Below are 23,573 nucleotides of genomic sequence, written 5' to 3'. Positions count from 1 at the left end.
ACTCTTGCAGTATGTGTTTGGCTACGCAGTTGTTACACTTGAAGATATTGCTGAAAATTGCGACAGTATGCGTAAGCCTGTCACAAGTGGTAAACGTGAAGCGGGAGAGTACCCGTATTATGGGGCTTCTGGCATCGTGGATTATGTAAAGGATTATATTTTTGACGGCGATTACCTGCTTGTGTCAGAAGATGGCGCAAATCTTTTGGCAAGAAGTACGCCGATTGCGTTTTCAATTTCGGGGAAAAACTGGGTCAATAATCATGCGCACGTTTTGAAGTTTGATTGCTACGAAACCAGACGGTTTGTAGAGTTTTATTTGAACTCGATTGATTTGGCTCTATATATTTCGGGCGGCGCACAGCCTAAATTGAACCAGAAGAATTTGAACCGAATCGAAATTCCGCTTCCGAGTCAGGAACGGCAAAAATATATTGTGGATATTCTTGACCGTTTTGATGCTATCTGCAATGATTTGACCAGCGGCCTGCCCGCTGAAATTGAAGCACGCCAAAAACAGTATGAATATTACAGAGATAAATTGTTGACATTTAAGGAGGTGGCTGCAACGTGAGTGCAGCAAAAAAGGCTGGTGTAATTTATATCCTGACAAATCCCTCTTTCCCGGATTATGTAAAAATTGGCTATGCGACCAATATCGAAAATCGACTGAAACAGTTAAATCGAAGCGAGTGCATCCCATTTGCGTTTCGGGTATATGCTACTTACGATGTTTCGGCTCCGCTACAAGATAAAGAACTGCATAGCCTGATCGACCGTTTGAATCCTGATTTGCGCGCTATTGATACGTTCGATGGCAAGACAAGAACAAAAGAGTTTTATGCAATGACAAAAGAGGATGCTTATGCGCTTTTGGAGAGCATTGCAAAATTAAGCGGCACAATGGACAAACTGCAGCGCCTTACCCCGGAAGGCCATGAGATTGCAGACGAAGAAGTTGCGGCTGAAATTCAGGAAGAAGCAAAAGAACGCAAAGCCCCGTTCTCATTTATTAAATGTGGTATTCCGATGGGGGCAGAGGTTGTGCTGCAAAATCATCCTGAGGTTGTAGCCGTTGTAAAAGATGATAGGCAAATTGAGTATCAGGGTAAAACCTATTCGCTTTCTGCGTTAGCTCAAAAAATCATGCAGACGACCTATCCGCTACAAGGGCCGGTGCATTGGCTTTATCAGGGAAGAAAACTGCGAGATATTCGAGTGGAACGAGAAGAAGCAGGTTTGTATGAGTAAAAGGCGGGTGTGAAAATGTCCTTTTTCAATATCGTTGCGGCTACCAATGAAGATACCGTTGTTGCTGCCTATGAACCCTCCAAGGTGCGCTCTGACAGCTACCAGAGTGAGGCAGAACTGGAGAAAGAATTTATCCGGCTGTTGTGCGAGCAGGGCTACACCTATCTGCCGCTGCATACCGAGGATGAACTGATTGCTAACCTCCGCAGCCAACTGGAAGAACTGAACCACTACCAGTTTTCCGATACGGAGTGGCAGCAGTTTTTCAGTGATGTAATTGCCAACCCCAACGAGCACATTCCCGAAAAGACCCGGAAGATTCAGGAAGATAATGTGCAGGTATTGCACCGGGATGATGGCAGTTCCAAAAATATCACGCTGATCGACAAGAAGAACATCCACAACAACCGCCTGCAGGTCATCAACCAGTACGAGGTGAAGCAGGCGGACGGTGCGCGGCATGATAATCGCTACGATGTGACGATTCTGGTCAACGGCTTTCCGCTGGTTCATGTGGAACTGAAGCGGCGCGGGGTGGCCATCCGGGAGGCGTTCAACCAAATCAACCGCTATCAGCGGGATTCGTTCTGGGCGGGCTGCGGCTTATATGAGTATGTGCAGATTTTTGTAATCTCCAACGGCACAAATACCAAGTACTACTCCAACAGCACCCGCTACAATGCCATCAAGGATGCCAAACACGGCAAGACGAAAAAGGAAAAGACCAGCAATAGCTTTGAATTTACCTCCTACTGGGCCGATGCGAACAACCGCGTGCTGACGGATCTGATCGACTTTACCCGGACATTCTTTGCAAAGCACACGATTCTGAGCGTGCTGACCCGGTACTGCATCTTTACCTCAGAAAAGATGCTGATGGTGATGCGCCCATATCAGATCACGGCAACCGAGAGGATATTGAACCGCATCGAGATCGCCAACAACTACAAAAAGTATGGCAGCATCGAGGGCGGCGGCTACATCTGGCACACCACTGGCTCCGGCAAGACGCTGACCTCCTTCAAAACGGCACGGCTGGCATCGCAGCTGCCCTGCATCGACAAGGTGCTGTTTGTGGTAGACCGCAAGGATTTGGACTACCAGACTATGAAAGAGTATGACCGCTTCGAGAAGGGCGCGGCAAACTCCAACACCAGCACCACGATTCTGAAACGCCAGTTGGAAAACCCGGAAGCACATATCATCATTACCACCATCCAGAAGCTGGCGACCTTCATCAAGAAAAATCCGGGGCATGAGGTCTACCAGAAGCATGTTGTGATCATCTTTGACGAGTGCCACCGCAGCCAGTTCGGTGATATGCACGGTGCTATCGTTCACAACTTCAAAAAGTACTACCTGTTCGGTTTTACCGGAACACCGATTTACGCAGCAAATGCAGGTACGAGCGGAAAACCCGGTATGAGGACAACGCCTCAGTTGTTTGGCGGTGAACCAAATGAAAAAGGCGAAAAGGTTCTACCACTGCATACCTACACCATCGTGGATGCTATCAACGACAAGAATGTGCTGCCATTCCGTGTGGATTACATCAAGACGATGGATGCAGAGCCAGATATGGATGACAAGCAGGTTTGGGACATTGACCGGGAAAAGGCGTTCATGGCACCCAAGCGTATTTCTCTGGTGACAAAGTACATCCTCGACCACTTCGACCAGAAAACCTATCGGGGAGACAAATCGTATGAGTTTAATCTGCTGACGAATGTGGCAGAGGTAGCCTCTGCCCAGCGTGGTACGGTGGAGGAAATCAAGCAAAAACAGCGCGTCAGCGGTTTTAATTCGATTTTTTGCGTGGCTTCTGTGCCGATGGCAAAGCTGTATTATCAGGAGTTCAAAAAACAGATGGCGGCAGACCCAACCAAGCGGCTGCGCATTGCTACCATTTACAGCTATGGAGCCAATGAAGCAGAAACAGACGGGATTCTGGACGAGGAAAACCCGGAAGATACCTCCAACCTTGACCAGAGCAGCCGGGATTTTCTGGATGCCGCCATTCAGGACTACAACGAGATGTTCCATACGAACTACTCGACGGATGGTGAACGGTTCCAGAATTACTACAAAGATGTATCGCTCCGCATGAAGAACAAGGAACTTGACCTGCTGATCGTCGTCAATATGTTCCTGACAGGCTTCGATGCCACCACGCTGAACACCCTTTGGGTGGACAAAAACCTGAAGATGCACGGTCTGATTCAGGCGTTCAGCCGGACGAACCGTATCTTGAACAGCATCAAGACCTTTGGCAATATCGTCTGTTTCCGCAATCTGCAAAAGCGGGTGGATGCGGCAATTTCGCTGTTTGGAGATAAAAATGCGGGCGGCATCGTTCTGCTGCGCAAATATGCGGACTACTACCACGGTTATATGGATGAGCAGGGAAAATACCATCAGGGCTATATGGACATGATCGATGACCTGACGCAGAAGTTCCCGCTGACAGAGCCGCAAATCATCGGGGAGCAGAACCAGAAAGACTTTATCGTGCTGTTTGGCGCACTGCTGCGGATGCGGAACCTGCTGTCCTCCTTTGATGATTTCAAGGGCAACGAGCTGATCTCGGAGCGGGATTTACAGGACTACTTAGGCCGCTATCAGGACTTGCGAGATGAATGGCGCAATAAGAAGCACGATGAAACCAAAGAGGACATCACGGATGATGTGGTGTTCGAGGTGGAACTGATTCGGCAGGTCGAAATTAACATTGACTACATCCTGATGCTGGTCAAAAAGTACCATGATACCCATTGCGATGATAAAGAAGTGCTCATCACGATTCGCAAGGCAATTGATGCCAGCCCAGAACTGCGCAGCAAAAAGCAGCTGATTGAAACCTTTATTGCAGGGGTCAACGATGTGGATGACGTGGTGGCAGAGTGGAACACCTTTGTGTCAGAACAGCGGGAGAAAGAGCTTGCAAAGATCATCCAAGAGGAAAAACTGAAGGAGCCGGAAACGCGCAAATATCTGGCCAATGCGTTCCGTGATGGCGAAATCAAGACTGTTGGCACGGATATTGACAAGCTGATGCCACCTGTTTCCCGCTTTGGCGGCGGTGGCCGTGCGCAGAAGAAGCAGGGTGTAATCGATAAGTTGAAGAGCTTCTTTGACAAGTTCTTTGGGATTGGTGGAAGCTCATTTGAGGAGGAAAAAACGTGACTAAAACAGAAAAGGCATTAGAAGCATGTGAGAAAGTCTTGAATGGTATAGAGGATAATGCCATAACGGTAACATCAGCACTGTTGCTATGTTTGAAAATTGCGAGATTGTTGAATGATACAGATGCGATAATCTGGCTTCAATATGAATATGGTGGGTACCCTAGAAATCAAGATGGCCATATTCAGCAAGATGCATGGCGGATAGCGTGGAAAAAAGGAAGGGGATACGTTGAGGACGGAAAAGAGCTTGTGTTTTCAGAGATAGCCTCAGAGCTTGAAGAGAAGATTGTGGCACAGCGTAGCGCGGTAAATAATTTTACTACTCAGGGAACTTCTGTTTCAGGAGAATGGGCAGCAATTGCAATGGACAAATTGACAATGACTGTATCAAATTCAACGGGAGCACTGGTTAGACAAATAGCATTGTCAGAAAAGCGTTTATCTATTCTGAAATCAAAGTATTATGATTTCGCACTCGAAAAACAGATTGAGATTTCCTTTGGAAATGTAGCAACAACAGTTTTTTCTGAGTATCGTGCAAGAGTAGAAAATGAATTCTCAAAAATTTCAAAGGAGAATCTTCTGAAGCTTCAAGCTATAGAAGATAAAATTAATTCGGATAATCCAGAGTTGTATTCGCAGGCGTTAACAACATGTCGGAGACTCTTTGAAGGCACGGCAAAAGAACTTTTTGACAAATACTTCCCAGACTATAAGGATAAAAAATATACAACGAAGTCTGGAAAGGAAATTGACGTTAGTGGAGAACACTATAAAAACAAACTTTCAGCGGTGATTGAAAGGTTAGAAGATAAGAGTCCATCTAAAAGTATGGTTGGAAGCAATGTGATTTATCTACTGGATTGGATGGATAATCTTACGGACTTGCAATGTAAGGGCGTTCATCATGAGGTGACAAGACAAGATGCGACACGGTGCATTATCCAAACCTATATTTGCTTGGGCGATATTTTAAGCCTTCAGGATGAATAATGGAATCATCCTTGATTTTGAATGAATCATCGGCTATAATACTCACAGAGATTCCACTGGTTGCGTGATACTATCCTGATACTAAAAAATCAGCAAGCCACATCTAGCACAGCAATCTCATGAAAAAGTGAACATTCAAGAATAGCCTTACTAAGCAAATTTGTTTAGCAAGAATCCGAACTTACCGAGCTCGAGTAATCCCCAATAGCACCATTACCCCGGAGGGTTCCGTTAAAACGAAACCTCCCGGGGTGTTTTTTCTTCTGGTACGGTCAAATAGACTGTAACGTTCAAAGTATCTCCTGTATCAGAGCAAACGCTAGCCCTTTTATAGCAGTTTGCATTTTTAATGCCCAAGCAACATCCGCAAACTGCATATCGCAAATATGCCGTTTTGATAGGCACTTTTTTGAAAATTGCGATAAACGCAGTATTTTACACAAAAAAGCCCTAAACCCCTTCCTTCTCCGCCCGCAGGGGAGTATAATAGGATCCGTTGTTTGCAAAATAGGAAAGGGGAAGTATCAACTATGGAATCGAAGCAGAGGCTTTTGGAGCCGCAGCTCGTCCAAACGGGAAGGGCAGATCAGTTCAGCCGCAAGGTGTTCTGCGATGGAATGCGGGATGGCGTGCCCATTGCGCTGGGCTACTTTGCGGTATCGTTTTCGCTGGGTATTGCGGCGCGCAAGGCGGGCTTTACGCCGTTTCAGGGGTTTCTTGTCAGCCTGCTGAACAACGCCTCTGCAGGAGAATATGCCGCATTTGCGCTGATCATGGCAAACGCCACCTATTTTGAGGTGGCAGTCATCACCCTGATCGCCAATGCGCGGTATCTGTTGATGAGCTGTGCACTGGCACAGCGCTTTGCACCGGAAACGCCCTTCTGGCATCGGCTGCTCATCGGCTACGATGTCACGGACGAGTTGTTTGGCATTACCATCGCCCGCCCGGGCAGCCTGAACCCGTACTATACCTATGGAGCCATCCTGCTGGCGGCACCGGCTTGGGCTTCCGGTACGGCGCTGGGCATTATAGCGGGCAACCTGCTGCCGCTGCGGGTGGTCAGTGCCCTGAGTGTGGCGCTGTACGGAATGTTTTTAGCCATCATTATCCCGCCGGCTCGCAAAGACCGGGTCGTTGCCGTACTGGTTATCATCAGCTTTGCGCTGAGCTTTCTGTGCAGCTATCTGCCGGGCATCTCGGCGCTCTCCGAGGGTACCCGCACCATTCTTTTAACGGTGGCAATCTCCGGCGCAGCAGCGGTGCTGTTCCCGGTCAGGCAGGAGGAAAACGAAGATGACGCATAACAATTATATCTATATTGCGGTCATGGCGCTGGTATCTTATGCCATCCGCATTCTGCCGCTGACGCTGATCCGCAAGCCTATCAAAAATCGCTTTATCCAGTCGTTTTTGTACTATGTGCCCTATGTGACGCTGGCTGTGATGACCTTCCCGGCCATCATTCAGGCAACGCAGAGCCCGGCAGCAGGTGCTGTTGCATTGGTAGTCGGCATTGCCGCCGCATGGTTTGGCGCAAGTCTGTTTCAGGTGGCTGCGGGCTGCTGTGCCGTGGTGTTCGTGCTGGAATTTTTCATCTGAAATCTTATAACAGGAGAACAAAATGAAAAAGATCCTTGTAACCGGTGCCGGCGGCTTTGTAGGATCCCGCGTGATGCAGCAATGGGCGGGGCGTTACGAGCTGTGCGCCGTTCCCAAAGGCTTTTTGGCAGCAGCAGGGGAGGATGCCGTGCGGCAGGCTATTTTTCAGCAGCGCCCGGATGTCATTCTGCATACCGCAGCTATTTCGGATACCGGTTACTGCGCCGACCACCCGGAGCAGGCTTACCGCGCCAATGTGGAGCTGCCGGTCTGGCTTGCCCGTGCCGCAGCGGAAACAGACGCAAAGCTGGTGGCTTTCAGCTCGGATCAGGTCTATGCCGGTGTAGAGCAGTCCGGTCCACTGCCGGAAACCATTCCGCTGCAGCCTGCCAATGTGTATGGGCAGGGCAAGCTGGAAATGGAGCAGCAGGTGCAGGCGCTCTGCCCGAGCGCCGTGTTGCTGCGCGCCACATGGATGTACGACCTGCCGGGCTACTGGCTGCCCATCCGGGGCAACCTGCTGCTGAACCTTTTGCGTGCGGCACAGCGGGGAGAATCTCTCCGCTTTTCTGTCCAGGATTTCCGGGGCATCACCTATGTCCGTCAGGCGGTGGCGCTGCTGGAGCCTGCCCTGACCCTGCCCGGCGGGGTCTATAACTTCGGCAGTGAGAACGCTGAAAATATGGTGTTGACCGCCCGGCAGTTTGCTAAGACACTGGGGATCACGGTCGATATTCAGGAAGCCGACTGGGCACGGAACCTTGCAATGGATTGCAGCAAGCTGCGGGCGCAGGGCATCGTATTTGATACCACACAGACCGGTCTTACGCGCTGTCTGCGGGATTATGGATTACGCTGACCTCAGAGAATCAAATTTTTCCGTATCGCACAAAAAACAGAGAAAAGCACGAAAAAAGCAGGGGATTCTGTATGCTGCCAGCAACATCAGGCTGGATAAATCATGCAGAAACCCTGCTTTTTTGCTTATCTGCCGGAGAAAAGTTCGCTTATAGGATGCAGCATTTCTTCATGTAAAAAGTCATACTTATTTTACATCTTATCTGCATTTTGCTATAATATTTTCGCTTTTTTGCAAAGCATCCGAACCGCATAAACCTTTAAAACCTTGAGGAGAGTGGAATTTTTGAAGGAAGTCAAGCTTGAAGAAGCGGCTTATCAGTTTGAAGCCAAAATGTCCCTGCGGCAGGCCATTCCGCTGGGCTTGCAGCACGTCTGCGCCATGTTCGTGGGCAACCTGACCCCGCTGCTGATCATCACCAGCGCCTGCGGCATTGCAGGCGGCGAGTTTGCAGACCTGCAGGTCACCCTGCTGCAGAGCGCCATGTTCGTGGCAGGTATCGTCACGCTGGTGCAGCTGTTCACCATCGGACCCGTGGGCGGCGCAGTACCTATTATTATGGGTACCAGTTCCGGTTTTATCGGCGTGTTCAACAGCGTTGTTGGCACGATGGGCGGCGGTGTGCTGGCCTATGGCGCGATTATGGGCGCATCTATCATCGGCGGTATTTTTGAAAGCGTGCTGGGCTTCTTCCTGAAGCCGCTGCGCAGGTTCTTCCCGCCGGTGGTCACCGGCACGGTGGTGCTTTCCATCGGTCTTTCGCTGATTTCGGTAGGTATCAACTCCTTCGGCGGTGGCAACAAGGCCAAGGACTTCGGCTCTGTGGAGAACCTGCTGCTGGCACTGTTCGTGCTGGTGGTCATCTTGTTCTTCAAGCACTGGACCACCGGTTTCCTCAGCTCCTCCGCCATCCTTATCGGCATTCTGGCCGGTTATGTGGTTGCTTTCATCATGGGGCTGGTACTGCCCACCACTGGCGTGACTGCTGATGGCGTAGAGTTCACCAAGGCATGGGTGCTCAACTGGAGTAAGGTGGCACAGGCTTCCTGGTTCGCAGTGCCCAAGCTGATGCCGGTCAAGGTGGTATTTGATGCCCGTGCGATCCTGCCGGTGCTGATCATGTTCATCGTTACCGCAGTGGAGACGGTGGGCGATATCTCTGGCGTGATGGAGGGCGGCATGAACCGTGAGCCCTCTGATAAGGAGCTGTCCGGCGGCGTCATCTGTGATGGTCTCGGCTCTACCTTTGCCGCACTGTTCGGCGTGCTGCCCAACACCTCTTTCAGCCAGAACGTGGGTCTGGTGGCCATGACTAAGGTGGTCAACCGCATGGCACTGGCTTCCGGCGCTGTGTTCCTGATCCTCTGCGGCCTGATCCCCAAGCTGGGCGCGCTGATTTCCATCATGCCGCAGGCCGTTCTGGGCGGTGCTGCCGTTATGATGTTCTCTTCCATCGTGGTCAGCGGCATCCAGCTGATCACCAAGGAAAAGATGACCCCGCGCCACCTGACCATCGTGTCCGTGGCACTGGGCGTGGGCTACGGCATGGGTGCCAACAGCGGCATTCTGGCACAGGCACCGCAGGCTCTCCAGCTGATCTGCGGCGAGTCCGGTATCGTTCCGGCTGCCTTTGTGGCGATTCTGCTGAACGTTCTGCTGCCCAAGAACGATATGGCAGAGTAAAACTTAGTTTTTTAGCCGGGCAAGGACTTCCAGCTGTTGCAACACCTGCGGGGTGTCCGCATCCAGCAGCTCCATAGGGGCTGCAATACAGACCGTGCGTACCTGCGCAGGGTACTTTTTGAGCAGTACGTTGCCGCCTTTGTTTTCCGGCAGGGTGAGCAGTTCCGAAAAAAAACTGCTTCCAAACAGAACGGGACTTCCGACAAGAGGTGTCGGGTCGTTATCGGCCACGGCACCCAGACGGAAGATCTCCCGTTCTGTTTCTTTTTGCCATTCTGCCGGGGATGTCTGTTCGTGGCAAAAGCGCTCTGTCATGGCTTCTACCGTCTCCCGGCGCAGCAGGGGCTGATCCCCGGGCAGAAACATACAGCCGCTCAGTTCCGGCAGCTGCTCCAGCAGCGCCGAAAGCCCCAGTCGAACGGTATCATTGCGGCCGGGCAAGCTGTGCAGCAGCACCGGGACACCCTGCGTCCTGCACAGTGCCTGTACATCTTCCGAGCGGGTCACTACGATGCGGGCAGCGATACCGGGTGTGGCAGTGGCGGCAAAAGCCCGGCAGAGCATGGGCTGGCCGCAAAAATCTGCCAGCAGTTTATTTGCGCCAAACCGGCGGCTCAGCCCGGAAGCCATGATCACACAGCCGACCGTAAGCGACTTCTTCATACAAAAACACTCCTTCAGCAGCATTTTATAATAGTATTATACCGAAAGCTGTGCTAAAATAAAAGAAGAGATATCGCAGCGATAGAAAAGAGAGGTACTGCACATGATGACGATCCGAGAATATAAGCGGGCAGAAAGTCTGGAGGAAGCGTGGCAGCTGAACCAGAAAAAGCCAAACCGCATTTTGGGCGGCATGATCTGGCTAAAGATGGAAACCATCAATGTCGGCACCGCCATCGACCTTTCCGGTCTGGGACTGGATACCATTGAGGAGACCGAGGACAGCTTTTCCATCGGCGCTATGGTCACCCTGCGCCAGCTGGAACAGCATCCGGGGCTTGCCGCCTATACTCATGGTGCTATGCGGGAGACTGTGCGCCATATCGTGGGCGTACAGCTGCGCAATCTGGCAACGGTGGGCGGCAGCATTTACAGCCGGTTCGGTTTTTCGGATGTGCTGACCATGTTCCTAGCCATGGACTGTGATGTAGAGCTGTACAAAGGCGGTATCCTGCCTTTGCAGGAATATGCCCAGCGCCCCTATGACCGGGATGTTCTGGTGCGGCTGATCGTAAAAAAGATACCGATGCAGCTCTATTACCAGTCGGTGCGCAACAGTCAGACCGATATTCCGGTGCTGACCTGCGCCGCCGCCCGGTTGGAGACCGGAGATTACCGCATCGTCATCGGCGCACGTCCGCTGCGCGCTGTGCGGTTCGAGCTCCCGGCAGAGCCTGCCCTTGCGGCAGAACAGCTTGCCGCACAGTTTGCGGAAAGCGTAAAGGCGCAGATCGTTACCGGCTCCAATATGCGCGGCAGCGCCGAGTACCGCAGGCATCTGGCAGGCGTGCTGACAAAGCGCGCGGTGCTGGAACTGGAACAGCGTAAAATGCAGGAGGAAAAGTAAATGCAGATCACACTTACATTGAACGGTGTCCGGGTATCCGAGGAGATCGCCCCGGATATGCTTTTGATCGATTTTGTCCGCGCACACGGCTGCAAGAGCGTCAAGCGCGGCTGCGAGACCTCCAACTGCGGTCTGTGCACCGTGTTTATGGACGATAAGCCTGTGCTGTCCTGCTCCGTGCTGGCAGCCCGCGCCGATGGACATAAGATCACCACGTTGGAGGGCTTGCAGCAGGAGGCCGCCGAGTTTGGTGCCTTTATCGCAGATCAGGGCGCAGAGCAGTGCGGCTTCTGCAACCCGGGCTTTATCATGAACGCGCTGGCTCTGTTCCGGGAGCAGCCGTACCCCACTGAAGAGCAGGTGAAGGAATACCTTGCCGGAAACCTGTGCCGCTGCTCCGGCTACGAAGGCCAGCTGCGCGGCATCATGAACTTTCTGGCATGGAAAAAGCAGAAGGAGGGCGCACAGTGAAAACCGTCAACAAACCGTTCCGCAAAAAAGACGCGATGCAGCTGGTCACCGGCCAGCCTGTTTATATGGATGATATCATCCCGCAGGACTGCCTGATCGTCAAGCTGCTGCGCTCGCCCCATGCAAACGCCATCGTCCGCAGCATCAACACCGCCGTTGCCAAAAAAGTGCCCGGCATCGAGGCTATCTTCACTTGGGAGGATGTGCCGCAGGATGCCCGCCGCTACACGCAGGCAGGTCAGACCTACCCGGAGGCCAGTCCATACGACCGACTGCTCATCGACCGTCATGTCCGCTTTGTGGGAGACGTGGTTGCCATCGTCGCCGGTAAGGACGAAAAGTGCGTGGACAAGGCACTCAAGCTTATCAAAGTAGACTACGAGGTGCTGGAAGCTGTTCTGGATTTCCACACCGCAAAGGATAACCCCATCCTTGTGCACCCGGAGGACAACTGGGAAAGCCTTGCCCCCGTGGGTGCCGACAACAAGCGCAACCTCTGCGCCCACGATGCGTGCGGCAGCGGCGATATTGACGCTGTGTTGGCCGGATGTGATGTGGTCATCGACCATGTGTACCACACCAAGGCCTGCCAGCAGGCTATGATGGAGACCTTCCGCACCTATTGCTCCATTGATACTTACGGGCGGTTGAATGTGCTCAGTTCTACCCAGATCGTGTTCCATGCCCGCCGCAACATCGCCAATGCACTGCACATTCCCAAATCCATGGTGCGTGTCTCCAAGCCCCGCATCGGCGGCGGCTTTGGTGCAAAACAGACCGCCGTCAGCGAGGTGTACCCGGCCTTTGTGACTTGGATGACCAAAAAACCTTCCAAGCTCATCTTCAGCCGGGTGGAAAGCCAGACGGCTTCTTCGCCGCGCCATGAGATGGAAATGCACGTCCGTCTGGGCGCTACCAAGGACGGTATTGTGAAGGGCATCGACCTGTACACCCTGTCCAACACCGGCGCTTACGGTGAGCATGGCCCCACTACCGTGGGCCTGTCCGGTCATAAGTCCATTCCGCTGTACGGCAAGGCCGAGGCCTTCCGCTTTGTCAGCGATGTGGTATATACTAACCATATGTCTGCTGGTGCATACCGCGGCTATGGTGCTACGCAGGGTCTGTTTGCGGTGGAATCTGCGGTGAACGAGTTGGCACACAAGCTGAACATGGACCCCATTGCACTGCGCCTGAAGAACACCGTGCAGGAGGGCGATGTGATGCCCGCCTATTACGGCGCGGTAAATACCAGCTGCGCATTGGACCGGTGCGTGCTCAAGGTGCGCGAGATGATCGACTGGGAGCACAAGTATCCTGCCCGGGATATGGGCAACGGTAAGATCCGTGCCGTGGGCATGGGTATGGCAATGCAGGGCTCCGGCATCTCCGGCATGGACGTGGGCAGCGCTACCCTCAAGCTGAACGATGACGGTTTCTATACCCTGATGATCGGCGCTGCCGATATGGGCACCGGCTGCGACACCACGCTGGCGCAGATCGCCGCCGAGGTGCTGGATTGCCCGCTGGATAACATTACCGTCTTTGGCGCGGATACGGATTCCTCGCCCTATGATTCCGGCTCCTATGCTTCCAGCACCACCTATGTCACCGGCAAGGCCACCGAAAAGTGTGCACTGAAGCTGCGGGAACAGATCTGCAAGCTGGGCGCAGAGCTGCTGGAATGCCCGGCGGATGCCGTGGAGTTTGACGGCAAGGTCGTGTTTGAAAGCGCCGATCCCACCCGGCAAAAGACTCTGTCCGAGATTGCCTTTGCTTCCCAGTTCGGCCATAAGATCCCGCTGGAATTTACCGAGACCCACACCTCGCCCTTGTCGCCTCCGCCGTATATGGTGGGCGCTGCCGAGGTAGAGGTGGATACCGAGACCGGCGAGGTGAGGGTGCTGGAATTTGATGCCTGCGTGGACTGCGGAACTCCCATCAACCCCAACCTGACCCGGGTGCAGGCCGAAGGCGGCATCCTGCAGGGTATCGGCATGACCCTGACCGAAAACATCACCTACGACAAAAACGGCTACCCGGAAGAGAATTCTCTGTTCCAGTACAAGATCCCTGCCCGCAACGATATCGGCCGCATCCATGTGGAGTTTGAGAACAGCTACGAGCCCAACGGCCCCTTTGGTGCAAAGTCCATCGGCGAAGTGGTCATCAATACGCCGCTGCCCGCCATCTCGGACGCCATTTACAACGCCATCGGCACCCGCTTCTACGAGCTGCCCATCACCCCGGAGCAGATCGCTATGGCAGTTGCAGCCAAGCAGTAAAGGCTGATGCTGAACGAAAAAGAACTTTCGTTTCTGGCAGAGAAAGGGCATATCGTTTCTCTGGTAGGCGGCGGGGGCAAAACCACCCTGTTGTATGCCATGGCAGACCACTGTGCCCGCAAGGGCTGGCGGGTGGTTGTGATGACGACCACCCACATCCGGCAATCGGTAGCCTACTATGCACCGGATGACGCAGCGCTTACAACTCTGTGGCAAACGGGTCACTACGCAGTGATCGGCACTCCGGCAGAAAACGGGAAGCTGACTTTGCCGCCGCAGCAGCTTTTGCGCCGGATGGCGCAGGCAGATGCGGTATTTATAGAAGCGGACGGCGCAAAGCACCACCCCTGCAAGGTTCCGGCGGCGCACGAGCCGGTGCTGCTGCCCCAAAGCGATATCGTTTTGGCGGTAGCAGGGCTTTCGGCGCTGGGCAAGCCCTTGCGGGAGGTCTGCTTCCGCTATGAAACCATCCGTCCGCAGTTTTTAGCGGCTGCGCCGGATGCGCCCCTTACGCCGGCCATGTTGGCGCAGCTGCTTGCAAGCACGCAGGGCGGCCGCAAGGCGGTGGGTGACCGGGAGTTTTACGCTGTGCTCAATCGGGTTGATACGCCGGAACTGCAGCAGCAGGGCATACAAATACAACAGCTTTTGCGTCAGCAGGGCATACCGTGCGTGCTGACGCATTTCAAAGAGGAAGAACGCGCATGAGCAAGGAAGATAAGATCATATTCTGTACCGGGGGTGGCTGCACCGCAAAGCTGGGTGCCGGGGCACTGAGCCGTATTCTGGAAAAGCTGCCCCGGGGCGAAAAAGACCCGGATCTTCTGGTCGGCTACGACAGCCGGGATGATGCCGCAGTCTACCGCATTACGGACGACATTGCACTGGTGCAGACCGTGGACTTTTTTCCACCGATGGTGGACGACCCCTACACCTTTGGGCAGATTGCTGCCACGAACGCCCTGAGCGATGTCTACGCCATGGGCGGCGAGGTAAAGACTGCACTGAATCTGGTCTGTTTCCCGGAGGATATGGATCTGAACGTACTGGGCGAAATTTTGCGCGGCGGCGCTGAAAAGGTGGCAGAAGCCGGCGGCAGCCTTGCGGGCGGGCATTCCATCGCGGACAGCGGGGTAAAGTACGGCCTTTCCGTGACCGGCCTTGTAGACCCGCACCGGATGTATACGAACGACACCGGTATGCCCGGCGACAAGCTGGTATTGACTAAGGCTTTAGGCGTGGGTCTGCTCTGCACGGCAAACCGCGTAGGTGAGGCCGCCCCGGAGGAGATAGAAGCAGCTATCCGCTCCATGACCACCTTAAACAAAACGGCGGCAGAACTCAGCCGCAAGTATCACGTCCATGCTGCTACGGATGTGACCGGCTTCAGCTTTCTCGGCCATCTGCACGAGATGATGGGCGGCAAACTTTCCTGCATCATCCACGCAAATGCCGTGCCGGTGCTGCCGGGCGCAGAAAAAGCAGCGAATGCGTTTTTGTACACTGCCGCCGGGCAGCGCAACCGCAACCATACCGGGCCGTTCGTCCGGTTTGAAAACGTAAGCTTTGCCATGGAGGAGGTCTTGTTCGACCCGCAGACCTCCGGCGGGCTGCTGCTGGCGGTAGACCCGGCGGATGCAGCGGCACTGGAGCAGGAATTGCGTGCCGCAGGTCTGCCTGCAAGCATTGTGGGAGAAATCCTGCCGAAGCAGGAAATCGAGATCACTGTAATAGACAAATGAGAGGAGTAATCAGCATGGCTGAGTTTATTAAAGTAGATGCACTGGGCGATGCCTGCCCGCTGCCTGTTGTCAAGGCAAAAAAGGCGATTTCCGAACTGCAGGGCGCGGGACAGGTGGAGGTACTGGTGGACAACGAGATCGCCGTACAGAACCTGACCAAAATGGCACAGCAGAAGTGCTATCAGTATAGTGCTGAAAAGCTGGAAGAGCGCAAATACCGTGTGCTGTTCACGCTGGGAGAAGCGGCAGACGCCCCGGCAGAGCAAGCCCCTGTATGCGCACCGGATGCCCGCACCGATACGGTGGTGGCTATTTCCGCTGCCGTTATGGGCGATGGCAGCGAGGAGCTGGGCAAGACCCTGCTCAAGGCCTTTGTGTTCGCACTGACCCAGCAGGACAAGCTGCCCAAGACCATCCTGTTCTATAACGGCGGTGCGGCGCTGACCTGTGAAGGCTCTGCCATGCTGGAAGATCTCAAGGCACTGGAAGCACAGGGCGTGGAGATCCTGACCTGCGGCACCTGCCTGAACTTTTACGGCCTTACCGAGAAGCTGGCTGTGGGCAGCGTGACCAATATGTATACAATTGCCGAAAAGCTGACGCAGGCAGGGAACGTGGTAAAGCCGTGATCTATCTGGACAACGCAGCCACAACTCTGCATAAACCACCGCAGGTGGAACAGGCTATTCTGGAGGCGCTGCACACGGCAGGCAACCCCGGGCGCGGCGCACACGAGCCTACCCTTCACGCCGCACGGATCGTGCTAGACACCCGTCTGGCGCTGGCAGAGCTTTTCCATGCGCCAGACCCCTCCTGCATTGTTTTTGCCGCCAACGCGACCATGGCACTGAACACAGTACTGAACGGCGTGCTGCATCCGGGCGACCATGTCATCACAACGGTATACGAGCATAACTCCGTTCTGCGACCGCTGTACCGGCTGCGGGCGCAGGGAGTAGAGGTCTCCTTTACCGGGGTGGATGACGCTGCACGGCTTTGCTACGACCAGTGGGAAACGCTGCTGCGACCAACCACCCGGGCACTGGTGGTGACGGGAGCTTCCAACGTGACCGGCAACGGCACTAACCTTGTCCGCGCAGCGGACTTTGCTCACCGGCATGGTCTGCTGCTGATCGTGGATGCTGCCCAAACTGCCGGTGCACAGCCCATTGATGTGCAGCAGCTTGGCATCGATGCCCTCTGCTTTACCGGTCACAAGGCGCTTTTGGGGCCGCAAGGCACCGGCGGCGCTTATGTGCGCCCTGGGTTACAGATCGCGCCGCTCCTTGTGGGCGGCAGCGGTGTGCACAGCTTTGACGAAACGCACCCATTGCAGATGCCCACCGTACTGGAGGCTGGCACGCTGAACGTGCACGGCCTTGCAGGGCTTTGCGCCGGTGTACAATGGCTGCTGGAACAGGGTGTAGAAAACCTTGCTGCCCGGGAAGCCGCCCTTGCCCGCCTGTTTTATGAGCAGGTGCGCACTGCGCCGGGCGTAACAGTGTATGGTGATATGACCATGCAGCACCGTGCGCCCATTGTGGCGCTGAACATCGGACAGGAGGATTCTGCCCGGGTGGCAGATATCTTGTGGGAGGACTACGGCATCTGCGTGCGCGCCGGGGCACACTGCGCTCCGCTGATGCACAAGGCCCTTGGCACGGCCGAGCAGGGCGTGGTACGGTTCAGCTTTTCTCATTTTAATACGGAGCAGGAGGTGCAGCAGGCGGCGCAGGCAGTCTGCGCACTTACCCGGGAGCTTTTATGCGAATAAAACGAAGCTATATCGTGCTTTCCTTCCGTACCACCTTAGAAGCTATGGAGTGGGAAAAGCAATGCCATGTCCGACAGGTGCCCGGGCGGCTGATTCCGCTGCCGCGTGAGATCTCGGCAGGGTGCGGGCTTGCATGGCGTATGCTGCCGGAGGACTGGCAAAGCTGGCAGGCAGAACTGGACGAAACACGGTTTGATAAGGTAACGCCTGTGGAGCAATAACAGAGGGAGAGAAACACCAATGAACAGACAAACGCTTGCAGACGTTCTGCAAGATACAAACCAGACCGGCAGCTATACGCTGGCTACCGTGCTGGAAGGCGCAGAGGCTGGCAGTCAGCTGCTGCTGCGGGACGGAGATGCCCTGTGGCAGACCCAGAGCGCCGGGATTTTGCAGCGTCAGCTTGCCGCTTTGCAAGACTGTACCGCTACGGGCTTTCTTACACTGGACGGGCAGCGGGTATTTGCCGAGCGTTTTGGTGCAGTGCCGCAGCTGGTGGTTTGCGGCGGCGGACATGTGGCTGCTGCCCTTGTAAAACAGGCAAAGCTTCTCGGCCTGCCGGTGCTTGCCATAGATGACCGGGAAGAATTTGCCCAGCAGCTGCGCGCCGCTGGAGCGGATACCGTGCTTTGCGCCCCCTTTGCACAGGCACTCCAGAATGTGTCCGGCGGAGCAGAGACCTATTTTGCGGTGCTGACCCGCTCCCACGCCTTTGATCTGGACTGCCTTACCCTGATCCTGCAAAAGCCCGCGGCCTATGTGGGCATGATGGGCAGTCGTGGCCGTGCCGCATTGGTGCGCCGTCAGCTGTTGGAGACCGGGTTGGACAGCCAGCGAGTGGAGTCGCTCTGCGCACCCATCGGCCTTGCCATCGGGGCGCAGACGGCTGCGGAGATCGCACTTTCCATTCTGGCGCAGATCGTGCAGGTCAAGAATGCCCGCCCTCAGACCGAGGGTTATCCTATCGCATTGCTGGATGCAATGGTGCAGGCAGAAAATGCCCGCACTCCGGCGGTGCTGGCGACCATTGTTGCACGGCATGGTTCCACCCCGCGGGATGTGGGCGCAAAAATGCTTGTTCTGCCTGATGGCAGTACCGTGGGCAGTGTGGGCGGCGGCATTATGGAGCATTACACGGTGCAGGCTGCCCGGAAGATGTTGGCACAGGCTGCGCCCGCCCTGCAATGCTTACAGCTTTCGGCTGACGGCAAAAACGAGGACGCGGCCATTGCTGCCTGTGGCGGCTCCATGGAGGTACTGTTGCAGACACTTTGCCCCGGGGAGGAAACGAAATGAAAAAGGACGCTTTGATCATCGTGCGCGGCGGCGGCGACCTTGCCACCGGTACCATCCACCGGTTGTGGAGCGCCGGGCTGCGGGTGCTGGTATTGGAAACTACAAAACCCGCAGCCATTCGCCGTCAGGTTGCCCTGTGTGAAGCAGTGTATGAAGGCGAAGCCACGGTCGAAGAACTGCGTGCCGTCCGCATTGAAGCTTTAGAGCAGGCACAGTCCGTCTGGGCGCAGGGCGCTGTTCCGGTGCTCGTTGACCCTGAGGGAGCCTGCATTGCCCGGGCAAAGCCGGAGGTCGTAGTGGACGCCATTCTGGCCAAGCGCAACCTTGGCACCCATCGGGATATGGCACCGCTGACCATTGCCCTTGGTCCCGGCTTTGTGGCCGGGCAAGACGTAGACGTCGTGGTGGAGACCAAACGCGGCCACCGGCTTGGACGGATCATTCGGGAGGGGAGCGCTATCCCCAATACCGGCATCCCCGGCGTTATTGGCGGGTATGGTGCAGAGCGGGTGATCCATGCACAGGCCAACGGCGTTTTTATGAATGTGCGTAAAATCGGTGATCTTGTGGAGAAGTGTGAGACCATTGCCACTATCCGAACTCAGGAGGGGACAGATATCCCGGTCACCGCACAAATTTCCGGTATCCTGCGCGGACTGCTGCGCAGCGGCTATCCGGTCACACCGGGTTTTAAAATCGCGGATATCGACCCCCGGCGGGAAGAGCTTTCCAACTGCTTCCTGATCTCGGATAAATCCCGCTGTATTGCCGGCAGTGTACTGGAGCTTGTCTGTGCGCAGGTGTGGCAGTAAAACCTATATAAAAATAACCCCTGCCGTTTTGCGGAAAGGTCTGCAAATACGGCAGGGGTTTTAAGGTTCTATGTTAGTTGCGGTAGCAGCGATCCTGCCCCACAAGCCAGTTTTCGCACAGGCGCTGGGCTTCCTCAAGACTGCGGCTCTCGCAGTCAAAGAATGCACCGCGCATAGAGCAGTAGGAGTAGTGCACCTTAGGAACACCGTTGCCATCCTTGAAGCGCTCGTATCGTTCTTCACCGGGCATCAGAAAAAGCTGTTCCATGGTTCCTTCTCCTTTGTTTTCAAGCAGTATAAACGGCCGCCGGGCGGCGGCACACAACGCTTGCTATTGTATCACGATGGAGATCGGTTTGCCATTGTCTTTTTATCCAAAGATACGCCAGCTTTTTCTCTGCGGTTGTGTCAAAGAAGGGCTTGACAAATCATTCGTGCAAACTGCGTTCCTTTTCCAGCGCTGCTTTCATGCCGTGGATACGCCCCAGTGCATAGGAGAGCATTGCTGCGCACAACAGGTTCAGCCAGCCGCAGCGAGCCTGATTCAGAGAGTTTGTTACGCCCATGATCAGGTTTGCCAGACAAATCAGGGAAAGCATCCTGTCGATGCGGCTCAGGTGCGTCAGGCGGGAGTCGATATCCGAGAGCAGCTCAAAGCTGCCAAGCTCCGCTTTCCGCCGGAAGTACACCCAGTTGACACAGCCGCCGATATACTCTGCACCCAGCTCCTTTACAAAGGCGCGGTAATCAATGCTGGGGTTCATCTCCAAGCGGATGATATACTCGCCCGGTTCGCAGCGTACAAAGGTATAAAAGGAAAACCCGGTGTTATCCAGTACCCAGCCCTCCTGTGCCATCTCGTTCAGCCAGCGCTCTTCTTTTTCAAAATCCCACACAAAGAAAAGCTTGAAAACGGTTTTCTTTTCCTTCATAAGGCTTCCTCCTTCAGGATGCTCTCACCATTGGCCACAAGCTGCTGCAAGCGGGCAAGCTCATGCTTTAAAACCTGTACACCTTCTGCGGTAAGCTGGTATTCCTTTTTGCGGCTGCCGCTCTCGGCAGGCAGGGGACGGATCCAGCCTTTATCGCACAGAGAGGTCAAGGCACCATACAGTGTCCCGGCGGCAAGATGGACTCTGCCGCCGGAAAGCTGCTCTGTCTGCTGCATGATGCCATAGCCGTGCTGCGGATGGTAAAGAGACAACAGGATATAATAGGTCGATTCTGTCAATGCAAGGTTTTCCATACTGAAATACTCCATGGATTCTATCGGACGTCTTTATATCGTCAACCGATATATCGTACTTAAAGTATATCGTCTCACGATATACGTTGTCAAGTGTTTTCAGAAAAAAGTCATCAAAAAGCTTTAAGACACAGTTCGTATGGAAAAACCGATGGAATGTAGGAAAATATTTTGTGCACTTTTCATAGTTTTCTTCTGAAGATTTTGGTGGTACAATATAATCATCAAATTCTGCAATTCGGGAGGAGCTCCATGGCGGAAAAGTGTATTGAACTGGATAGTGTAGAGATCGCAGCGGCTGTTTTTGGCAACTGCGACCGGAATATTCGCTTATTGGAAAAAGAGTTTTCTGTCACCGCCGTCTGCCGTGGCACACAGCTGCGCATTTCCGGTGAGCCTGCCAACGTGGCGGCAGCGAACCGAGCCGTGGAGGGAATGCTTCTTCTGATCGAGAACCGCACCCCGCTGGAGGATCAGACTGTGCACTACTGCATCAGTTTGGCGCACGATGGCGCGGAGAAGCGGGTAAAGGAGCTGACCGAGGATTTTGTTACTGTCACGGTCAAGGGACGCCCGATCCGCCCCAAAACGCTGGGACAGAAGGAATACCTGAGCGCCATCCGTTCCAATGCCATTACCTTCGGTGTCGGCCCGGCGGGTACCGGCAAGACCTATCTGGCCGTAGCCATGGCGGTAAAAGCCTTCAAGGCTAAGGAGGTCTCCCGCATTATCCTGACCCGCCCGGCGGTGGAAGCGGGTGAGAAGCTGGGTTTTTTGCCCGGTGACCTGCAGCAGAAGGTAGACCCCTATCTGCGGCCGCTGTACGACGGTCTGTTTGATATGCTGGGCGCAGAAACCTACGAGCGTCTGGTGGAAAAGCAGATCATCGAGGTTGCTCCGCTAGCCTATATGCGCGGGCGCACACTGGATGATTCCTTTATCATTCTGGACGAGGCGCAGAACACCACCCCGGAGCAGATGAAAATGTTCCTTACCCGTATGGGCGTAGGCTCTAAGGTGGTCGTTACCGGCGATGTGACCCAGATCGATCTGCCGGGCAGCACCCGCAGCGGTCTGGTGGACGCGCTAAAGGTGCTGAAGGATGTGAACGGCATTGCACAGTGCTACTTTACCGATAAGGACGTTGTGCGTCACCGGCTGGTGCAGGAGATCGTTAAGGCTTACGAGCGTGCCGCCCATCCGGCTGCCGAAGCGGAAAATAAAGAAAACAAAAAGAATTTTAAATAACCCTTTGAAAGGAGTGGACCGATATGTCCAACAAAGTTTTGATCACCAACTCCCAGAAAGCTGTCAAGGTGCCCTCCGGGCTTCGCATCCTCATCCGCCGCGCCTGCAACGCTGTGTTGGAGTATGAGCATTTTGACCGTCCCGCAGAGATCAGCGTTACCTTTGTGGACAACGCTGCCATTGCCGAGCTGAACAATCAGTATCGCAACAAGCCCATGCCCACCGATGTGCTGAGCTTTCCTCTGGGTGAGGACGGCAAGTATGATATCGACGAGAACAACGGCTGCATGATGCTGGGCGATATCGTCATCAGCATGGAGCGCGCCATGGAGCAGGCGAATCTGTATGGGCATCCGCTGCAGCGGGAGGTGGCTTTTCTGACTGTTCACTCCATGCTGCATCTGCTGGGTTACGACCACGAAAACGGCGGTCTGGAAGCTATGCGTATGCGCGAAAAAGAAGAGGCTGTGCTGCTGCAGCTGGGTCTGCCCCGCACGGTCAGCTACACGGAATGATATCCCTTTGCAACAGAACATAAAAACAAGACAGGAGTTCGCTTTGAGTACTACAATACCCGTTCAGGAGCATTACGACACCTCCTCTGTATTCGTTGCTGTCATCGGACGGCCGAACGTGGGCAAATCCAGCCTGACGAACCTCTTGGTCGGCGAGAAGGTGGCCATCGTCACCTCTAAGCCCCAGACCACCCGCACCCGCATTACCGGCGTGATCACCCGTGGGCCGCTGCAGTATGTGCTGCTGGATACTCCCGGTGTGCACAAGGCGCACAACAAGCTGGGCAAGCGCATGGATAAGACCGCCAGCGATTCCATTGCGGATGTGGATGTTTCCATGATGCTGTTCGAGCCCTACGGTGCGCTGAACGAATCTGAGATGGCGCTGGTGGAAGCGCTGCACCGCAGCGGCCCAGCCATTGCGGTCATCAACAAGACTGACCTTGTGAAAGACCCTGCCGATTTGGAAGCCCGCAAGGCAGAGCTGAAGGCATTGGGTGTGTTTGATGCAATCTACACCATCAGCGTGCGCAACAAAGAAGGCAGCGAGGAGCTGTTTGATGCTCTGAGCCGTTACGCCGTGGAAGGTCCCCATTACTTTGATGATGACGCCTACACCGATATGCCGGAAAAAGAGCTGGTGGCTGAGGTCATCCGCGAAAAAGCATTGCTCTTCATGCGGGACGAGATCCCGCACGGCATTGCAGTGGTGGTGGAGCGCTTCAAGGAGCGCCCGGGCACAGACCTGATCGACATTGATGTGAACATCTACTGCGAGCGGGAGAGCCATAAGGGCATGGTCATCGGCAAGGGCGGTGCGATGCTCAAAAAGATCGCCAGTGCTGCCCGCGCCGACTGCGAAGAATTTCTGGGCTGCCGGGTCAACCTGCAGTGCTGGGTCAAGGTAAAATCCGACTGGCGGGACAACGAGTTTTTGCTGAACAATTTCGGCTTTAAGCAGAATCCCTCCAACCGCTGAGCGCTGCCAAAGCAGGACAGTTTTCCCTTGTATGCTGTGCTAGAATCAGGCTGACACTATAA

General features: G+C 54.5%; 25 protein-coding genes. 21 read left to right on the top strand and 4 right to left on the bottom strand.

Annotated elements, in window-relative coordinates:
* The first annotated feature begins 13 nt into the window (after window positions 1–13).
* The 8 genes from C4N24_RS00835 to C4N24_RS00800 all read left to right on the top strand — a co-directional run bounded on the left by C4N24_RS00835 (window position 14) and on the right by C4N24_RS00800 (window position 9,573).
* Window positions 14–574: a restriction endonuclease subunit S gene (locus tag C4N24_RS00835; protein ID WP_242983156.1), complete on the top strand. Its 561-nt coding sequence runs from the start codon at window positions 14–16 to the stop codon at window positions 572–574.
* The gene (locus C4N24_RS00830; RefSeq protein WP_112089910.1) at window positions 571–1,251 is read left to right on the top strand and encodes a GIY-YIG nuclease family protein; all 681 of its coding nucleotides are present in this window, start codon (window positions 571–573) and stop codon (window positions 1,249–1,251) included. The genes C4N24_RS00835 and C4N24_RS00830 overlap by 4 nt, the downstream gene beginning before the upstream one ends.
* Window positions 1,252–1,266: 15 nt before the next feature.
* On the top strand, window positions 1,267–4,434 hold the full coding sequence (locus tag C4N24_RS00825; protein WP_112089909.1) for a type I restriction endonuclease subunit R: 3,168 nt from the start codon (window positions 1,267–1,269) through the stop codon (window positions 4,432–4,434).
* A complete protein-coding gene (locus tag C4N24_RS00820) occupies window positions 4,431–5,429 on the top strand; it encodes a hypothetical protein (RefSeq protein WP_112089908.1) in 999 nt (332 codons plus the stop codon). The genes C4N24_RS00825 and C4N24_RS00820 overlap by 4 nt, the downstream gene beginning before the upstream one ends.
* A gap of 530 nt (window positions 5,430–5,959) precedes the next feature.
* Entirely contained in the window at window positions 5,960–6,736 is a 777-nt protein-coding gene (locus C4N24_RS00815; protein ID WP_112089907.1) for an AzlC family ABC transporter permease, read from the top strand.
* Window positions 6,726–7,031: an AzlD domain-containing protein gene (locus C4N24_RS00810; protein ID WP_005925791.1), complete on the top strand. Its 306-nt coding sequence runs from the start codon at window positions 6,726–6,728 to the stop codon at window positions 7,029–7,031. Before C4N24_RS00815 ends, C4N24_RS00810 begins: the two co-directional genes overlap by 11 nt.
* A gap of 22 nt (window positions 7,032–7,053) precedes the next feature.
* Entirely contained in the window at window positions 7,054–7,890 is an 837-nt protein-coding gene (locus C4N24_RS00805; protein WP_112089906.1) for an SDR family oxidoreductase, read from the top strand.
* A 333-nt stretch (window positions 7,891–8,223) separates the two neighbouring features.
* Window positions 8,224–9,573, top strand: coding sequence for a uracil-xanthine permease family protein (locus C4N24_RS00800; protein ID WP_173015355.1), 1,350 nt, complete (start codon window positions 8,224–8,226; stop codon window positions 9,571–9,573).
* 3 nt (window positions 9,574–9,576) lie between these two features.
* Here the strand turns inward: C4N24_RS00800 and C4N24_RS00795 are convergent, their stop codons facing one another.
* The gene (locus tag C4N24_RS00795; protein WP_112089904.1) at window positions 9,577–10,236 is read right to left on the bottom strand and encodes a nucleotidyltransferase family protein; all 660 of its coding nucleotides are present in this window, start codon (window positions 10,234–10,236) and stop codon (window positions 9,577–9,579) included.
* 103 nt (window positions 10,237–10,339) lie between these two features.
* Between C4N24_RS00795 and C4N24_RS00790 the strand changes: the two genes are divergently transcribed.
* Genes C4N24_RS00790 through yqeB form a run of 10 tightly spaced genes read left to right on the top strand, consistent with a single transcriptional unit; the run spans window position 10,340 to window position 19,523 of the window.
* On the top strand, window positions 10,340–11,143 hold the full coding sequence (locus C4N24_RS00790) for an FAD binding domain-containing protein (RefSeq protein WP_112089903.1): 804 nt from the start codon (window positions 10,340–10,342) through the stop codon (window positions 11,141–11,143).
* The gene (locus C4N24_RS00785) at window positions 11,144–11,614 is read left to right on the top strand and encodes a (2Fe-2S)-binding protein (protein ID WP_112089902.1); all 471 of its coding nucleotides are present in this window, start codon (window positions 11,144–11,146) and stop codon (window positions 11,612–11,614) included.
* Window positions 11,611–13,899, top strand: a complete 2,289-nt coding sequence (locus C4N24_RS00780) for a xanthine dehydrogenase family protein molybdopterin-binding subunit (RefSeq protein WP_112089901.1) — start codon at window positions 11,611–11,613, stop codon at window positions 13,897–13,899. The genes C4N24_RS00785 and C4N24_RS00780 overlap by 4 nt, the downstream gene beginning before the upstream one ends.
* A gap of 6 nt (window positions 13,900–13,905) precedes the next feature.
* Window positions 13,906–14,607, top strand: a complete 702-nt coding sequence (gene yqeC, locus C4N24_RS00775; RefSeq protein ID WP_097783944.1) for a selenium cofactor biosynthesis protein YqeC — start codon at window positions 13,906–13,908, stop codon at window positions 14,605–14,607.
* Window positions 14,604–15,641 carry a selenide, water dikinase SelD gene (gene selD / locus C4N24_RS00770; RefSeq protein WP_097783943.1) on the top strand — a complete coding sequence of 346 codons (1,038 nt, stop codon included), beginning with the start codon at window positions 14,604–14,606 and terminating at the stop codon, window positions 15,639–15,641. Before yqeC ends, selD begins: the two co-directional genes overlap by 4 nt.
* Window positions 15,642–15,655: 14 nt before the next feature.
* Window positions 15,656–16,270 (top strand): sulfurtransferase-like selenium metabolism protein YedF, encoded by a 615-nt coding sequence (gene yedF, locus C4N24_RS00765; RefSeq protein WP_242963220.1) that lies wholly within the window; start codon window positions 15,656–15,658, stop codon window positions 16,268–16,270.
* Window positions 16,267–17,415, top strand: coding sequence for an aminotransferase class V-fold PLP-dependent enzyme (locus C4N24_RS00760; protein WP_112089900.1), 1,149 nt, complete (start codon window positions 16,267–16,269; stop codon window positions 17,413–17,415). The genes yedF and C4N24_RS00760 overlap by 4 nt, the downstream gene beginning before the upstream one ends.
* On the top strand, window positions 17,406–17,636 hold the full coding sequence (locus tag C4N24_RS00755; protein ID WP_097783940.1) for a DUF3343 domain-containing protein: 231 nt from the start codon (window positions 17,406–17,408) through the stop codon (window positions 17,634–17,636). Before C4N24_RS00760 ends, C4N24_RS00755 begins: the two co-directional genes overlap by 10 nt.
* Before the next feature lie 19 nt (window positions 17,637–17,655).
* Entirely contained in the window at window positions 17,656–18,711 is a 1,056-nt protein-coding gene (locus C4N24_RS00750) for an XdhC/CoxI family protein (protein WP_097783939.1), read from the top strand.
* A complete protein-coding gene (gene yqeB / locus C4N24_RS00745; RefSeq protein WP_097783938.1) occupies window positions 18,708–19,523 on the top strand; it encodes a selenium-dependent molybdenum cofactor biosynthesis protein YqeB in 816 nt (271 codons plus the stop codon). Before C4N24_RS00750 ends, yqeB begins: the two co-directional genes overlap by 4 nt.
* A gap of 73 nt (window positions 19,524–19,596) precedes the next feature.
* Here the strand turns inward: yqeB and C4N24_RS00740 are convergent, their stop codons facing one another.
* The 3 genes from C4N24_RS00740 to C4N24_RS00725 all read right to left on the bottom strand — a co-directional run bounded on the left by C4N24_RS00740 (window position 19,597) and on the right by C4N24_RS00725 (window position 20,769).
* Complete coding sequence (locus C4N24_RS00740; RefSeq protein ID WP_015538508.1) at window positions 19,597–19,791, bottom strand: DUF3873 family protein; 195 nt, start codon at window positions 19,789–19,791, stop codon at window positions 19,597–19,599.
* 160 nt (window positions 19,792–19,951) lie between these two features.
* Window positions 19,952–20,455, bottom strand: a complete 504-nt coding sequence (locus C4N24_RS00730; RefSeq protein WP_112089899.1) for a DUF2812 domain-containing protein — start codon at window positions 20,453–20,455, stop codon at window positions 19,952–19,954.
* On the bottom strand, window positions 20,452–20,769 hold the full coding sequence (locus C4N24_RS00725; protein ID WP_055184367.1) for a PadR family transcriptional regulator: 318 nt from the start codon (window positions 20,767–20,769) through the stop codon (window positions 20,452–20,454). Before C4N24_RS00725 ends, C4N24_RS00730 begins: the two co-directional genes overlap by 4 nt.
* A 252-nt stretch (window positions 20,770–21,021) precedes the next feature.
* On the opposite strand from C4N24_RS00725, the gene C4N24_RS00720 reads away from it, so the two are divergent.
* The 3 genes from C4N24_RS00720 to era are packed head-to-tail and all read left to right on the top strand — an operon-like array spanning window position 21,022 to window position 23,511.
* Window positions 21,022–22,017 (top strand): PhoH family protein, encoded by a 996-nt coding sequence (locus C4N24_RS00720; protein WP_097780335.1) that lies wholly within the window; start codon window positions 21,022–21,024, stop codon window positions 22,015–22,017.
* A 23-nt stretch (window positions 22,018–22,040) separates the two neighbouring features.
* Entirely contained in the window at window positions 22,041–22,532 is a 492-nt protein-coding gene (gene ybeY, locus C4N24_RS00715; RefSeq protein ID WP_112089898.1) for an rRNA maturation RNase YbeY, read from the top strand.
* A gap of 43 nt (window positions 22,533–22,575) precedes the next feature.
* The gene (era, locus tag C4N24_RS00710) at window positions 22,576–23,511 is read left to right on the top strand and encodes a GTPase Era (protein ID WP_242983148.1); all 936 of its coding nucleotides are present in this window, start codon (window positions 22,576–22,578) and stop codon (window positions 23,509–23,511) included.
* The last annotated feature ends 62 nt before the right edge of the window (window positions 23,512–23,573 follow it).

The organism is Faecalibacterium prausnitzii (genome assembly GCF_003287405.1).
Classification (GTDB): Bacteria; Bacillota; Clostridia; order Oscillospirales; family Ruminococcaceae; genus Faecalibacterium; species Faecalibacterium intestinale.
The sequence above is the reverse complement of the archived record's forward strand: the minus strand, read 5'-3'. Positions and strand labels throughout refer to the sequence as shown.

Coding starts and splice junctions, on each gene's coding strand:
- C4N24_RS00825 (WP_112089909.1), top strand. CDS start 1,267: ATGTCCTTTTTCAATATCGTTGCGGCTACCAATGAAGATACCGTTGTT.
- C4N24_RS00815 (WP_112089907.1), top strand. CDS start 5,960: ATGGAATCGAAGCAGAGGCTTTTGGAGCCGCAGCTCGTCCAAACGGGA.
- C4N24_RS00810 (WP_005925791.1), top strand. CDS start 6,726: ATGACGCATAACAATTATATCTATATTGCGGTCATGGCGCTGGTATCT.
- C4N24_RS00805 (WP_112089906.1), top strand. CDS start 7,054: ATGAAAAAGATCCTTGTAACCGGTGCCGGCGGCTTTGTAGGATCCCGC.
- C4N24_RS00800 (WP_173015355.1), top strand. CDS start 8,224: ATGTCCCTGCGGCAGGCCATTCCGCTGGGCTTGCAGCACGTCTGCGCC.
- C4N24_RS00795 (WP_112089904.1), bottom strand. CDS start 10,236: ATGAAGAAGTCGCTTACGGTCGGCTGTGTGATCATGGCTTCCGGGCTG.
- C4N24_RS00790 (WP_112089903.1), top strand. CDS start 10,340: ATGATGACGATCCGAGAATATAAGCGGGCAGAAAGTCTGGAGGAAGCG.
- C4N24_RS00785 (WP_112089902.1), top strand. CDS start 11,144: ATGCAGATCACACTTACATTGAACGGTGTCCGGGTATCCGAGGAGATC.
- yqeC (WP_097783944.1), top strand. CDS start 13,906: ATGCTGAACGAAAAAGAACTTTCGTTTCTGGCAGAGAAAGGGCATATC.
- selD (WP_097783943.1), top strand. CDS start 14,604: ATGAGCAAGGAAGATAAGATCATATTCTGTACCGGGGGTGGCTGCACC.
- yedF (WP_242963220.1), top strand. CDS start 15,656: ATGGCTGAGTTTATTAAAGTAGATGCACTGGGCGATGCCTGCCCGCTG.
- C4N24_RS00755 (WP_097783940.1), top strand. CDS start 17,406: ATGCGAATAAAACGAAGCTATATCGTGCTTTCCTTCCGTACCACCTTA.
- C4N24_RS00750 (WP_097783939.1), top strand. CDS start 17,656: ATGAACAGACAAACGCTTGCAGACGTTCTGCAAGATACAAACCAGACC.
- yqeB (WP_097783938.1), top strand. CDS start 18,708: ATGAAAAAGGACGCTTTGATCATCGTGCGCGGCGGCGGCGACCTTGCC.
- C4N24_RS00740 (WP_015538508.1), bottom strand. CDS start 19,791: ATGGAACAGCTTTTTCTGATGCCCGGTGAAGAACGATACGAGCGCTTC.
- C4N24_RS00730 (WP_112089899.1), bottom strand. CDS start 20,455: ATGAAGGAAAAGAAAACCGTTTTCAAGCTTTTCTTTGTGTGGGATTTT.
- C4N24_RS00725 (WP_055184367.1), bottom strand. CDS start 20,769: ATGGAAAACCTTGCATTGACAGAATCGACCTATTATATCCTGTTGTCT.
- C4N24_RS00720 (WP_097780335.1), top strand. CDS start 21,022: ATGGCGGAAAAGTGTATTGAACTGGATAGTGTAGAGATCGCAGCGGCT.
- ybeY (WP_112089898.1), top strand. CDS start 22,041: ATGTCCAACAAAGTTTTGATCACCAACTCCCAGAAAGCTGTCAAGGTG.